Here is a 13260-nt window from a genome sequence, read left to right as displayed (position 1 = left end):
GGAGCTCGTCATGGTCTCGCCTTTCGGGTTGTCGGTGCTGGGACATAGGCTGCCACGTGTGAAGCGCTTGTTGTTGTTGGACGGACATTCCCTCGCCTACCGGGCCTTCTTCGCGCTGCCCGCGGAGAATTTCTCGACCTCGACGGGGCAGCACACGAACGCCGTGTACGGCTTCACGTCGATGCTCATCAACCTGCTGCGCGACGAGGAACCGACGCACCTCGCCGTCGCGTTCGACGTGTCGCGTCAGACGTTCCGCAGCGAGGAGTACGCCGAGTACAAGGCGGGCCGCGCGACGACGCCGAGCGAGTTCAAGGGGCAGGTGAGCCTCGTCAAGGAGGTGCTCGACGCGATGGGCGTCACGCACCTCGAGGTCGACGGGTACGAGGCCGACGACATCCTCGCGACACTCACCACCCAGGCGACGCAGGCCGGTTTCGACGAGGTGCTCCTGTGCTCCGGCGACCGCGATGCGCTGCAGCTCGTGCGCGACAACGTCACCGTGCTGTACCCCGTCAAGGGCGTCTCGGAGCTGACGCGTATGACGCCCGCCGCCGTCGAGGAGAAGTACAGCGTGCCGCCCGAGCGCTACAGCGACCTCGCCGCGCTCGTCGGCGAGAAGAGCGACAACCTGCCCGGCGTGCCCGGTGTCGGCCCCAAGACGGCCGCGAAGTGGATCGGGCAGTACGGCGACCTCGAGGGCCTCGTCGCCAACGTCGACCAGATCAAGGGCAAGGCCGGCGAGAACGTGCGCGCCCACCTCGATGGCGTGCTGCGCAACCGACGCCTCAACCAGCTGCTCGTCGACGTGCCGCTGCCCGTGACGCCGGACGACCTCGCGCGCCACGACTGGAACCGTGACGAGGTGCACCGCGTCTTCGACGGTCTCGAGTTCAAGGTGCTGCGCGACCGCCTGTTCGCGACGCTCGGCACGGCGCAGCCCGAGGCGGAGGGCGACGTCAGCGTCGACGGCGTCGTGCTCGGCGACGGCGAGGTCGAGACGTGGCTCGCCGGTATCACCGGGCGCGCCGGGCTGTTCGTCGACGGCACGTGGGCGAAGGGCGCGGGTGACGCGAGCGGCCTGGCGATCGCCGACGAGAGCGGCCGCGCCGCGTACGTCGACCTGACGACCCTCGCACCCGAGGACGAGCAGGCGCTTGCCGAGTGGCTCGCCGACGTGACGAAGGCGAAGGCCCTGCATGACGCGAAGGGCCCGATGCACGCCCTCGCCGCGCGCGGTCTCACCCTCGCAGGGCTGACGAACGACACCGCCATCGCGGCCTACCTCGTGCGACCCGACCAGCGCTCGTACGGGTTCGAGGATCTGCTGCTGCGCTACTGTCACATCGAACTGCCCGAGACCAGCAAGCAGGCAGCCGGTCAGGGGATGCTCGACCTCGGTGACGTCGGCGCCACGCAGGGCGACGACGCCATGGCGCGCGCCGCGGCCGTCGCGACCCTGGCCGCCGCGCTCGACGAGGCGGTCGCCGACGTCGGTGGCATCGAGCTCATGGCCGAGCTCGAGCTGCCGATCGTCGAGGTGCTCGCGACGATGGAGCAGGCAGGCATCGCCGTCGACCTCGACGCGCTGCACGAACTCGAAGCCGACTACGACGCGCAGGTCGTCGCCGCGCAGCAGGACGCGTGGGACGCGATCGGTGGCGAGCAGGTCAACCTCGGCTCGCCGAAGCAGTTGCAGGTCGTGCTGTTCGAGACCCTGGGCCTGCCGAAGACCAAGAAGACGAAGACGGGGTACACGACGGACGCCGAGGCGATCGCCGACCTGTCGGAGAAGGCGCCGCACCCGTTCCTCGACGCTCTGCTTCGTCACCGTGACGCCTCGAAGCTGCGCTCGACGGTGCAGGGCCTCATCAAGTCGATCGGTGACGACGGCCGCATCCACACCACCTACCAGCAGACGATTGCGGCGACCGGGCGTCTCAGCTCGACCGACCCGAACCTGCAGAACATCCCGATCCGCACCGAATCGGGTCGACGCATCCGTCGTGTCTTCGTGGTCGGCGAGGGCTACGACTGCCTCATGTCCGCCGACTACAGCCAGATCGAGATGCGAGTCATGGCGCACCTGTCCGGCGACGAGGGCCTCATCCAGGCCTTCAACGACGGCGAGGACCTGCACCGGTTCGTCGGCTCACGCGTGTTCGGCGTCGAGCCGAGCGAGGTGACCTCCGAGATGCGCGCGAAGGTCAAGGCGATGTCGTACGGCCTCGCGTACGGGCTGTCGGCGTTCGGCCTGAGCAAGCAGCTGCGCATCTCCACGGCCGAGGCGCAGCGCCTCATGGACGGCTACTTCGAACGCTTCGGTGGGGTGCGCGACTACCTGCGTCAGATCGTCGACGACGCGCGCGCGACCGGCTACACCGAGACGATGATGGGTCGGCGCCGCTACCTGCCCGACCTGACGAGCGACAACCGTCAGCGCCGCGACATGGCCGAGCGGATGGCGCTCAACGCGCCGATCCAGGGCTCGGCGGCCGACATCATGAAGAAGGCCATGCTCGGCGTCGACGAGGCGTTGCGCGCGGCGAACCTGCGCTCGCGGGTGCTCCTGCAGGTGCACGACGAACTCATCGTCGAGGTCGGCGCGGGCGAACGCGACGAAGTCGAACGCATCGTGCGCGAGCAGATGGGTGCGGCCGCCGACCTCGCGGTGCCGCTCGACGTCAACGTCGGCACCGGACGCAGCTGGCAGGACGCCGAGCACTGACGGCCGCCGCCCGTGAGGGTCGACAGCCGGCACGTCGGGTCGGCCGGTGAGAAGAAAACGTTCGCAGCTGCCTCTCGGCCGAGCAGCCGACCTAGAGTGGAAGATTCCGGTTGGGGATCTTTTTCACTCATCTCGGAGGTGCTCATCACCGCTTCGGGCCCGGGGGCCCACGGTTTCGGCCGGGGACCCTTCGAGCCGTTGATGGGGCTCTTGGCCCAGTCGCTCACCGACGTCGAGTGTCACGCCGCGAGCGCGCACACCCGGTGCGACGACGGCGTCGTCACCGATGACGCAGTCCTCCAGCACGGCGTCCGCCCCCACGAGCGCGCCGGGCCCGATGATGCAGCCGTTCACGATGGCGTCGGCGGCGACGCGTGATCCGCCCAGCAGCAGGCTGCCGCGGATAGCACCCGCGTCAGGGGTGCCAGCAACCGCCCCCGCCCGCAGGTCGACGGCGTCGAGGTCACGCTCACGCGCCCAGGCGAGGTTCGCCGTCAGCAGGGCGGCGGGCGTGCCGATGTCGTGGAACGGTGCGTCGTCGCGGTTGACGAACACCCCGCCGCGCTCGCTCGCCTCAGGAAACACCTCGCGTTCGAGGGAGACGACCGCGTCGACGGGCACGAGATCGACCAGGGCGGGGGAGACGACGTACGTGCCCGCGTTGACGACGCCCGCCGGCGCGCCTGGCGGCTTCTCCTCGAACGCCGTGACGCGCCCGGCCTCGTCGAGGTGTAGCAACCCGTACGCCGACGCGTCGGGCACGGCGCGTCCGTGGATCGTGGCGAGCACCGGGGGTGCGTCGCCGGCGCGAACGGCACACTCCCGGTGCGCCCGGTGCGCGGCGACCTGCGCGCCGAGGTCATGCTCGGTGATGAGGTCGCCGTTGAGGACGAGCACGTCGTCGTCGGACGCGAGATCGAGCAACCCGCACGCGTGACGCAGCGCGCCACCGGTGCCGAGCGGATGCTCCTCACGGCTGTAGCGCAACCGGACGCCGTACGCGTCGCCGTCACCGAGCGCCGGACGAAAAGCGTCCGCGTGGTACGAGGTCGCGAGCACGACGGATTCGACGCCCGCCGTCGCGAGACGATGAAGTTGGTGCGCGATGACGGGTTCGTCACCGATCGGCAACAGGTGCTTCGGCGTGCGGCGCGTGAACGGCAGCAGCCGGGTGCCGTACCCACCGGCCAGGACGACGGCGTGCAGGCTCATCGGCCGCTGGTGCTCGACGCACTCGTCGAGCTGGTGCTCGACGCTCCCGACCCGTCACCGTGCTGCTGGATCTGCGGGGCGAGCCAGTTCCAGAAGATCGGGCCGGACTCGCTGGTGAAGTGCAGCCCATCGGCGTAGAGGTTCACGCCGTTGATGCGGCCGTGATACTGCCCGCCGGGGCAGAGGAAGCCGAACTGGTCGATGAGGGTGACTCCGTTGGAACGCGCCCAGCCCTTCGCCACGTCGTTGAGATGCTCGACCTTCGCGGTGTCGTTGGTCGCGACGACCGTCGGGTCGGTTCCTATCGTCGGCACGCGGTGGCATGACAGGTCGACGAGGTAGGGGTGGGTGATGTTCTGCTGCTTCGCCTTCTGCGCGACGCCGTCGAGGCTGGAGCGCACGAACGCGTCGTGCTCGGCGCTGCCGGCGCGCAGCGTCCGTCCGTCGACCGCGTAGTCGTTGAGCAGGTTCTGCGGCAGGAAATACAGCATCGTGTCGCGCCCGGCGAGGCCGTAGTACCAGTCGTCATGGAACTGGTCGCACTTCGACAGCGACGGCACCGGCTGGCCGCCACTGCTCTCCTGCCCGGCGAACGTCGTGCATCCAAAGCTCGCTGATTCCGTCAGCTGCAGGTCGGGAAAGCGTGTCTGCGGGAAGTTGGCGAACAGGCTGTGCGGGATCGAGTTGCCGACGAGGATCGCCTTGACGTCCTCACCGGGCGTGTATGTCTTCATCGCGTACGTCAGTTCGCCGCCACCCGAACCGGCTTCCAGATCGGAACCGCCACCCGAGACGTGCGGTAGCGCCAACGCCCCACCGGCGACGACGAGTGCCGCCGCGGCGGCCGCGATCGGGGCGAGCCGACGAGGTGCAGGCGAGCGCGGCCACAGGGCGCGCACCCCGCCACGGCGCACGGGCTGCTCCACGAAGCGGTAGGTCGCCGTCGCGAGCACGAGGGCGGCGACGGCCTGGACGACGCCCGCCCACGCCGCGTCGAGGCCGAGACGCTCGGGCGCAAGGTAGACGTGCAGCGGCCAGTGTCACAGGTACAGCGCGTAGCTGATGAGCCCGAGCCGGCGCAGCCACTCGAACGACAGCACGTGCTGGAAGCTGTTCGGGTGCGGCGAGGCTGCCGCGAGGATCGGCACGAGCGCGACGACGCAGAACGCGACGAGCCCGCCACGGAACAGCCCGGACGACGACTCGTCGAACGTCAGCATCGCGATGACCAGCGCGAAGAGCGCCGGCCACGCGAGACGTTCGAGCCACAGCAGCCACGGCGCGGGGCGCGCATGACCCCACTGCGACGGCCCGATCCAGGCACCCGCGGCGGCGCCGATGAGCAGTTCGAACGCGCGGGTGTCGGTGCCGTAGTAGACGCGCGTCGGGTCGACGCCGGGCACGTACAGGTGCGCCATCCACAGCGCCGACGCAGCAGCGAGCGCGAGCAACCAGAACGCGAGGTGGCGGCGGCGCGTGAGGAACCGCGTGAGCGCGAGCAGCAGGAGCGGGAACAGCAGGTAGTACTGCTCCTCGATGGCGAGCGACCATGCGTGACGCAGGGGAGAGGGCGTGCCGTTCGAGGCGAAGTAGGCCTCGTCACCGGAGATGAAGTGCCAGTTCGCGACGTACGCGAGGGTCGAGAGCACGTCGAGCGAGACGGCGTAACGACGCGACGGCAACGTCCAGAACGTCGCCATGACGAGCACCGCGAGAAGGACGACGACGAGCGTCGGCATGAGCCGTCGGGCGCGTGCCAGCCAGAACCCGCGCAGGTCGATGCCGCCGCGTTGGACGTACTCGCGCACGAGCAGCGTCGTGATGAGGTAGCCGGACAGGACGAAGAACAGGTCGACGCCGAGCCACCCGCCGCGCGCCGCGTTCGGCCACAGGTGGAACACGAGGACACCGAGCACCGCGAGCGCCCGCAGGCCGTCGAGGGCCGGGCGGTATGTCAGGGGGGTGTGGGGGCGGCGAGCCACGGTCGATCCTCTTCCACGAGTCATTCGTTCGAAGCCCTGAGTGTATTTGTGACATACACCTCATTGCAGGTGAATCCACCGCTAGCATGCGGTCATGCTGAACACGAACGATGAGGCGGGCCCCACGGGTCTCGCGACCGGCACGAAGATCGCTGCCATCATCTCCGCGCTGCTCCTGGCCGTCGCGGTCTACTTCTTCGTCTCCCCGACGAACTTCCGGGGCAAGGACGGCAGCCTGTTCGGCTGCGGTTCGCCGATGTCCCCCAACACCTCCGGCCTCGCGAAGGGGCAGTGCAACATCATCGAGGGGCAATCGCTGCACCGCGCGCTGCTGTTCCTCGCGCTCGCGCTCACCACCGCCGCGCTCGGCTACCTCCTGTTCGGCACGCACGGCTCCGGGCGCGCCGCACGCGGACGCGAGCGCTACGACCGTTATGACGAGCACGACGACGATGACGACGAGCGTCCGGTGCGTCCCGCGCGGCGCGAGCGTCGTGACGCCGAGGAGCGTCCCGCACGTCGTGCACGCCTCGGTGACGAGGACCGCGACGCAGAGCGCCACGAGCGCGGCGTGCGCATCGGGAAGGTCGAGCGGGCCGCAGGCGACGACGGCGAGGACGACGACGTGCACGAGCGCCGCACCGCGCGCGGGCGCAAGCGCCTGTCGGACCAAGAGCGCGACTGACGCTGCCCGTACCGGCCCCGCGAAACGAGGCCAGGAGAAACGACGATGGCCTCAAAACTGTTCGCCTACCGCCCCGGGCTCGACGGCATCCGCGGCTACGGCATGGTCGTGTTCATGCTGTGGCACGTCGGTGTACTGACGTTCCTGCCCGGCGCGTGGATCCTCATGAACGTCTTCTTCATCCTCTCGGCGTTCCTCATCACGCGCCTGCTGCTCGCCGAGCAGCGTGAGTTCGGGTGGATCAGCGTGCGTGAGTTCTACCGACGGCGCGTGCGTCGCCTCGCGCCGGCGCTGCTCGTCATGGTCGGCGCCGTCACCCTCGACGGGTGGGCGTTCGCGCCAGCCGGGGAGCGCACGTACCTGCGCGGCGACATCCTCGCGACCCTGACATACGTCATGAACTGGCGCCTCGTGCTGCGCGACGATCAGTACTTCGAGGAGTTCACCCACCCGAGCATCACGCGCCATGCGTGGAGCCTGTCGGTGGAGGAGCAGTTCTACCTCGTCGTGCCGTTGCTCATCATCGCGGCGCTGACGTACGCGCACCGCCGCAGCGCGCGCACCGCGGGGTTCGTCGTCCTCGCGCTCGCGTCGGCGGCGTGGGCGTCGACGATCGATCTCGACTCACCGGGCGGGCAGGCACACGCCTATTACGGCACCGACGTGCGCATGCAGGCCCTCGCCCTCGGTGTCGCGGCGGGCGTGTGGACGGGGCATCGTGGACGTGGTGGTGGGCTGCTGCGGGCACGGGATCGTCGCGATCTGCTCGATGCGGGAGACCGCCGGCTCGAGATCCTCGGCTGGGTCGGCCTCGTCGCGACGCTCGCAGGCATCGCGCTCATCGAGCCGCTGAGTGACTGGATGTTCACCCGCGGCGGGATGCTCCTCACGAGCCTCGCCGGCCTCGCGTGGATCATCGGGTGCGCCCAACGCGTGCCCACGCCCCTCGTGCGGCTGCACGCCAACCGTCTCGCGGTGCACACCGGCAAGATCTCCTACGGGCTGTACCTCTACCACTGGCCCATCTACCTGTGGCTCGTGCGCGCCTTCGGTCACGGGCACGTCATCCCGCTCGCGGTGGCGACGCTCGTGCTCTCGTACGCCGCCGCCGACGCGAGCTACCGCTGGCTCGAGAAGCCCGTCATCAAGCGCGGGGTGCGGGCCTTCGGTGGGCGGCGCGCGGGCGGCGCGGGCGCCGTCGGTCTCGTCGGAGTCCTCGTCGCGGCGCTGGCCATCCCCGCCGGGGCGAGCACGGCGGCCCACGAGGTGTCTGCGCCGCAGTACCCGCAGTACGTCGCGCACATCCCGACGCTCGTCGAGGGCCAGGCGACGTACACGCCGCCCGCCCGACCACTCGCCGTCACGCTCTACGGCGACTCGGTGCCGTACTTCCTCGCCCAGCGCATGCCGAAGGACAACTTCTCGAACCTCGTCGTGACGAACGCCGGCGCCCCCGGCTGCGACCTGCTCGACGCGCCCGTGCAGTGGACGGCGACGCGTCAGCAACCCAACGACATGCCGTGTCGCGAAGCGAAGGCGGAGTTCGGGCCCACGGTGCGTTCTTCCGACTCCCGGCTGGCCGTGCTCATGCCGACGCTCTACCTCGCACTGCGACACGACGTCGACGGCAAGGTGCTGTGGCTCGACGACGCGGCCTACCGCGACCTCATCACCCGCACGCTGACGAAGACCCTCACCACCGCGCGCACCTCGGGCGCGGCGAAGTTCGCCGTCACGACCGTGCCGTGCCGCACCATCGACGAACTGCAGGTGCCGCCCGAGTACCGCGGCGACTTCGACAAGTTCCCCCAACTCGTCGCCGAGGCTGGGCACCCGAAACGGGTCAACGCGATCATCACGGCGTGGGCGAAGGAACACCACGTGCCCGTCCTCGACCTCGCGGGCGCGGTGTGCGGTTCGTCGTACCAGCCGACTCGCCACGGCATCACGCTCTACGACGACGGCATCCACTTCTCGCCCGAGGCGACCCCGATGATCTGGGGTTGGCTCGCGCCGCAGATCGTGGCGGCCGCCCGATGAACGAGGCAGCCCGATGAACATGGTGGCCAGACGATGAGCACATCCGCACGCTCGCGCGGGAGCCGTGTCGAGCGTCCCCGCACCGATCGTTACGCGGCCATGGACGGCTACCGCGGCCTGTTCGTCCTGCTCGTCATCGCGTATCACTTCGGCGCGACGGGCCTCGTCGGCGGCTGGGTGGGCATCAACCACTTCTTCGTGTTCTCCGGCTTCCTCATCGCGCGCATCCTCATCAAGGAACGTCAGCGCACCGGTCGCATCGACGTGCGCCGCTTCTACCTGCGTCGCGCGCGGCGCGTGCTGCCGGCGATGTTCGTCCTCGTCGCCGCAGTTCTGACGCACACCGCCTTCCTCGAGCAACCCGCCCAGCAGAAGCAGTTCGGCGGCGACGCACTCGCCACCCTGGGCTTCTACCTCAACTGGAGGTTGATCGGCCGGAGCGACAGGTACTTCGACCAGATCGGCAACCCGTCGCCGCTGCGTCACGCCTGGACGCTGTCTGTCGAGGAGCAGTTCTACGTCGTCATCCCGTTCCTCATCCTCGCGATCTGCGCACTCACGCGCTCGCGCCGCCTGCGCTTCACCCTCGTCATGGCGCTCGCCTGCCTGAGTGCGTGGTGGACGGCGCACCTCGGGCTCGCCTCGTTCGAGGATCAGGCGCGCCTTTACTACGGCACCGACACCCGCGTGCAGGCGCTGCTCGTCGGTGTCGCGTTCGGGTTCGCCTTCGGCGTCGGCGCCGACGGACGGGGGCCGCGCCTGCCATCGCGCGAGGTGACACAGACCCTCGGCATCCTCGGCACGATCGTGTCGATCAGCGCGGTATTCCTGCTCGACGCGCAGACCGAGTGGGTCTACGCGAAGGGCGGCGTGCTGCTGTTCGCGCTTGGCGCCTCGCTCATGGGCTGGTCGAGCATCGACCCGCGCGGCCTCGCCATCAACCGCGTCTTCGGCTGGCGGCCGCTGGCCTTCGTCGGACAGATCTCCTACGGCCTCTACCTCTACCACTGGCCGGTGCACCTGTGGCTGCGCCCCGACGTGCCGCAGCCCGCGCTCGGGTTCCTCCAGTTCGTCGTGACGTTCGCGCTCGCGGTCGTGAGCTTCCGCTCCCTCGAGGCGCCGATCCTGCAGGACGGGTTGCGTGGCATGTGGCCGCACCTGCGACGCAGCCGTCGCCGGGCCCTCGCCATCGGCGCGTCGGGGGTGCTCGCGGTGGCGAGCGCCGCCCAGGCCCGCACGAGCGCACCCGGCGTGCCGACGGACGTGCCGCCGCTCGTCGCGGGGACGCCCGCGTACCGCACGGGCGCGCACCAGGACGCCGGCATCGTGGGCGACAGCGTGGGTTCCTCACTCGCGCAGGGTTTTTCGCCGTCGGTCTACACCGACCTGTCGATGAGCGACGCGACGATGATCGGCTGCGACCTCGTGCCCGCGCCGATCAGCCACGACGGCCAGGACGTCGCCGAGTCCACGCGCTGCGCGAGCTGGCGCGCGGGCGTCGAGAAGCAGTTGCGCGATGCGCACGCGCGCACCCTCGTCATCGTCGGTGACGCCCACTTCCTCACGACGCACCGCCTTGACGGCGTGCTCGCCGCGCCGCAGACGCCGCAGGGCGCGAAGTCGATCGAGCTGGCCCTCGACTCGTGGGCGCAGCGAGCCCGCGCCGCAGGCGTCGAGCGCACGGTCGTCGTCAATCTCCCGTGCCGACGCATCGACCCGGTGCGACTCGATCCGTCGTTGCGCTTCTTCGCCGAGCAGGGCTCGAACGACGCCGCCGTCGACTGGGCGAACGGCGTCATCGCGGCGTGGGTGAAGCATCACCCCGATGCGGCGCTCGCCGACCTGCACGCCCAGACGTGCAGCGCCGGGTACCGCTCCGTCATCAACGGGGTGAGCCTCTACGAGGACACGCTGCACTTCACCCCGCGCGGCGCCGCGATGATCTGGACGTGGCTCGCGCCGCAGGTGCAACGCGCGGGCGCCGCACGGTGAGGTTCGCCTCGGGCGGGGCGGCGCGGGAGTTGGCGAACACCGCATGCGAAAGTGCGCCCGACGTGTGACCATGGTCACCAGTTACCGCGCGGTACGCGCGCACACCTCTCGACCCTCACGACGGACGGAACGCCATGGACACCTCGACCTTCTTCCGCGACCTGCCGGCCCTGTTCGCCGGTGAGCCCGCGACGTCGGACCCGATCGACCCGCGTTGGTCGGCCCTGTGCGACGAGGTCGCGGGGTACACCGCGCCCAACGAGCTCGCCGTCCTCAACCATGCCGCCGCGACGATGCCCGCCGACGAGGCCTACCTCGAGGTCGGCACGTTCAAGGGCCGCTCGATCTGCGCCGCCGTGCAGGGCAACGGGGACAAGACGTTCGTCGCGATGGAGAACTTCATGGAGTTCGGCATGGCGGGCGAACTCGCGCGACGCGAACTCATGACGAACCTCGAGACCCACGCCGGGGACGCCGACGTCACGCTGCTCGAAGGTGACTGCTTCAAGCTCATGGTGCGCCCCGACGCGCTCGATCGCCCCGTCGGGGTCTACTTCTACGACGGTGAGCACACGCTGCTGTCGCACTACCTCGCGCTCGCCGCCGTCGAGCCGCTGCTCGCCGACGAGGCGCTCGTCCTCATCGACGACGCGTCGTGGCCGGTCGTGCAGAAGGCGCACAGGCTGTTCCTCAAGCAGCACCCGGGCTGGGAGATCGTCGAGCAGTGGGACGCCGCGCACGCCGACGACCCACGCTGGGCGAACGGCCTGCACGCGCTGACCTTCCGTCGCCGCCCCGGCACCGCGAAGCGCCTCAGCCGTCAGGACGAGATGCTGCGCCGCTACCAGACGACGGTGCAGGACCGCCTCAACGCGGCGATGTGGAAGGCCGTCGGCGTCGTGCCCGGGCCGATCACCGCCGTCGCGAAGGTGCTGCTCGGCCGCTCGCGTCAGATCGGCGACGACGGTGCGAAGAACGACGGCGCAAACAGCGACGGCCAGAAGAGCAATGACCAGCACTGAGCCCTGCTGGGCCACGCCGAGCGAAAGCGGCCCCCGCTGAGGCGGTAGGACGGGGCCGACCAGCCTGAGCGGATGGGTCCGGTTCGAGCGGTGCGAGCCGCCCTCGAAGGTCGAACGACGTCGGGGGTCAGCTCGTGTGATCGAGCACGAGCAGGTCCTCGGCGTCCTCGATGTGCGTGACGCGTCTGCTGCGCGAGCGCCACGCGCCGGCCACGACGACGACGCCGGCGCACGCTGCGGCGAGCGTCACGACCTGCCAGACGCTGTCGTGCCACCACAGCCACCCGACGACGAGTTCGACGGCGACCATGACCCACGTCAGCATGCCGAGGCGCGTGTCGTCGCCCGCCATCTGCGAGAAGAGCCACAGCTGCGCGAGCGCCCAGACGGTGCCGAGTGCGAGGCACGCGATGACGAGGGATCCGTTGCCGTCGAACGCGTGACCACCGACAGAGGCGACCACGGCGTCGGCGTCGAGCAGCGACCCGACGACGCAGCCGACCACGCCGAGCGCGAGGACGAAACCGGCGGCCCGCCACAACGCGCGGGCGCCGTTCGCCGCGCCTGCAGTGTCACCGGACGCGACGCCACCCGAATCAGCGCCACCCGAATCGGCGGGAGATGCGGAGGCGCTCGAGGCGGCGAGGCGCGGCACGATGAGCAGCGCGAGGAACTGCGTGCCCCAGCACATGGCGCGCGCGAACGTCGAGGCGAGGCCGTAGGCGCCGGACGTCTCGGGGGCGAGGAAGTGACGCACGAGGACGACGTCGACGTTCGTCAGCGCCGTGAACGCGGCGAGCGTCGAGTTGGAGCGCCACATCTCGCGCGCCAACCCGTCGCTGCCCGCGCCGACGCCGACGAGCGCATCACGGCTCGCCCACAGGCCGAACGCGGCGGCGCACCACGCGGCGAGCGCCATGACGACGAAGACCTCCGTGACGTTCGCGCCCGCCGCCGCGCACCCGAGCGCGCCGGCGACGCGGGTCGCCGCCGTCACGACGTAGAGCGCGGCGAGGCGGGCGATGGCGCCGCTGCCGAGCAGGACGCCCTGGTAGGCGCCCGTCAGCGTCATCGGCAGGAGCATGAACGCCATCGCGATCGTCGGCGCGAGGCCGCCGAGGTGGAACAGCGCGTCGACGCCGGGGGAGGCGAGCATCGTGACGACGCTCAGCGCGACGCCGACCCGCGCGGCGAGCCCCAGCCCGCTCGAGCGCAGCGACGGGTGCGCCCAACGTCGTGCGATGACGACCTGCAGCGCGCCCGCTGGGATGACGAGGACGATGCCGAGCGTGATGAGCGCTGAGTACGCGCCGAAACCGGCCGGCCCGAGCGCGCGCGTGAGGATGAGGACGAAGACGTAGCTGAGCAGGTTGCCGAGCCCCATCGCGACGGCCAGCACGACGCCGCCGCGCCCTGACGGCGCCTCCGACGTGGCCTCCGCCGCGTCGGGGGCCGGAGCCGGGCGCGCGTCGGCGGATGTGGCGTTCACCTGCACGACCCTTCTTCCGAACGCCCGTGTGACGTGGGCTACCTGCTGGTTATATTAGGTGCTTCACGGTCGACCGTCCGTGAACCCCCTCGGCCCAGGCCCGGAAGGAC

The 13260-nt window shown here is 70.2% G+C and carries 9 protein-coding genes; 5 read left to right on the top strand and 4 right to left on the bottom strand.

Annotation, left to right across the window (positions count from 1 at the left end):
- The first annotated feature begins 58 nt into the window (after nt 1-58).
- Nucleotides 59-2728, top strand: a complete 2670-nt coding sequence (gene polA, locus J4Z35_RS01945; protein ID WP_040014293.1) for a DNA polymerase I — start codon at nt 59-61, stop codon at nt 2726-2728.
- A 123-nt stretch (nt 2729-2851) separates the two neighbouring features.
- Here the strand turns inward: polA and J4Z35_RS01940 are convergent, their stop codons facing one another.
- The 3 genes from J4Z35_RS01940 to J4Z35_RS01930 all read right to left on the bottom strand — a co-directional run bounded on the left by J4Z35_RS01940 (nt 2852) and on the right by J4Z35_RS01930 (nt 5922).
- Entirely contained in the window at nt 2852-3940 is a 1089-nt protein-coding gene (locus tag J4Z35_RS01940; protein WP_208065332.1) for an NDP-sugar synthase, read from the bottom strand.
- Complete coding sequence (locus J4Z35_RS01935) at nt 3937-4866, bottom strand: hypothetical protein (protein WP_208065331.1); 930 nt, start codon at nt 4864-4866, stop codon at nt 3937-3939. Before J4Z35_RS01935 ends, J4Z35_RS01940 begins: the two co-directional genes overlap by 4 nt.
- A gap of 114 nt (nt 4867-4980) precedes the next feature.
- The gene (locus J4Z35_RS01930) at nt 4981-5922 is read right to left on the bottom strand and encodes an acyltransferase (RefSeq protein WP_208065330.1); all 942 of its coding nucleotides are present in this window, start codon (nt 5920-5922) and stop codon (nt 4981-4983) included.
- A gap of 94 nt (nt 5923-6016) precedes the next feature.
- Here J4Z35_RS01930 and J4Z35_RS01925 point away from each other — a divergent pair, with 94 nt between their 5' ends.
- From J4Z35_RS01925 to J4Z35_RS01910, 4 genes are all read left to right on the top strand, one after another.
- Nucleotides 6017-6607 (top strand): hypothetical protein, encoded by a 591-nt coding sequence (locus J4Z35_RS01925; protein ID WP_006943805.1) that lies wholly within the window; start codon nt 6017-6019, stop codon nt 6605-6607.
- Between the two features lie 45 nt (nt 6608-6652).
- A complete protein-coding gene (locus J4Z35_RS01920; protein WP_006943760.1) occupies nt 6653-8647 on the top strand; it encodes an acyltransferase in 1995 nt (664 codons plus the stop codon).
- A gap of 33 nt (nt 8648-8680) precedes the next feature.
- Entirely contained in the window at nt 8681-10639 is a 1959-nt protein-coding gene (locus J4Z35_RS01915; protein ID WP_083803170.1) for an acyltransferase family protein, read from the top strand.
- Between the two features lie 134 nt (nt 10640-10773).
- On the top strand, nt 10774-11661 hold the full coding sequence (locus tag J4Z35_RS01910; RefSeq protein WP_074039414.1) for a class I SAM-dependent methyltransferase: 888 nt from the start codon (nt 10774-10776) through the stop codon (nt 11659-11661).
- A gap of 127 nt (nt 11662-11788) precedes the next feature.
- On the opposite strand, the gene J4Z35_RS01905 is transcribed toward J4Z35_RS01910, so the two are convergent.
- Nucleotides 11789-13150 carry a hypothetical protein gene (locus J4Z35_RS01905; RefSeq protein ID WP_208065329.1) on the bottom strand — a complete coding sequence of 454 codons (1362 nt, stop codon included), beginning with the start codon at nt 13148-13150 and terminating at the stop codon, nt 11789-11791.
- Nucleotides 13151-13260: the final 110 nt, after the last annotated feature.

This window comes from Dermacoccus sp. NHGro5 (genome assembly GCF_017565385.1).
GTDB classification, from domain to species: Bacteria; Actinomycetota; Actinomycetes; order Actinomycetales; family Dermatophilaceae; genus Dermacoccus; species Dermacoccus nishinomiyaensis.
This window is presented reverse-complemented; position numbering and strand designations above follow the sequence as displayed.

Excerpts from the sequence above, each read along its gene's own strand:
- J4Z35_RS01915 (WP_083803170.1), top strand. The coding sequence starts at position 8,681 with ATGAGCACATCCGCACGCTCGCGCGGGAGCCGTGTCGAGCGTCCCCGC.
- J4Z35_RS01940 (WP_208065332.1), bottom strand. The coding sequence starts at position 3,940 with ATGAGCCTGCACGCCGTCGTCCTGGCCGGTGGGTACGGCACCCGGCTG.
- J4Z35_RS01920 (WP_006943760.1), top strand. The coding sequence starts at position 6,653 with ATGGCCTCAAAACTGTTCGCCTACCGCCCCGGGCTCGACGGCATCCGC.
- J4Z35_RS01925 (WP_006943805.1), top strand. The coding sequence starts at position 6,017 with ATGCTGAACACGAACGATGAGGCGGGCCCCACGGGTCTCGCGACCGGC.
- J4Z35_RS01910 (WP_074039414.1), top strand. The coding sequence starts at position 10,774 with ATGGACACCTCGACCTTCTTCCGCGACCTGCCGGCCCTGTTCGCCGGT.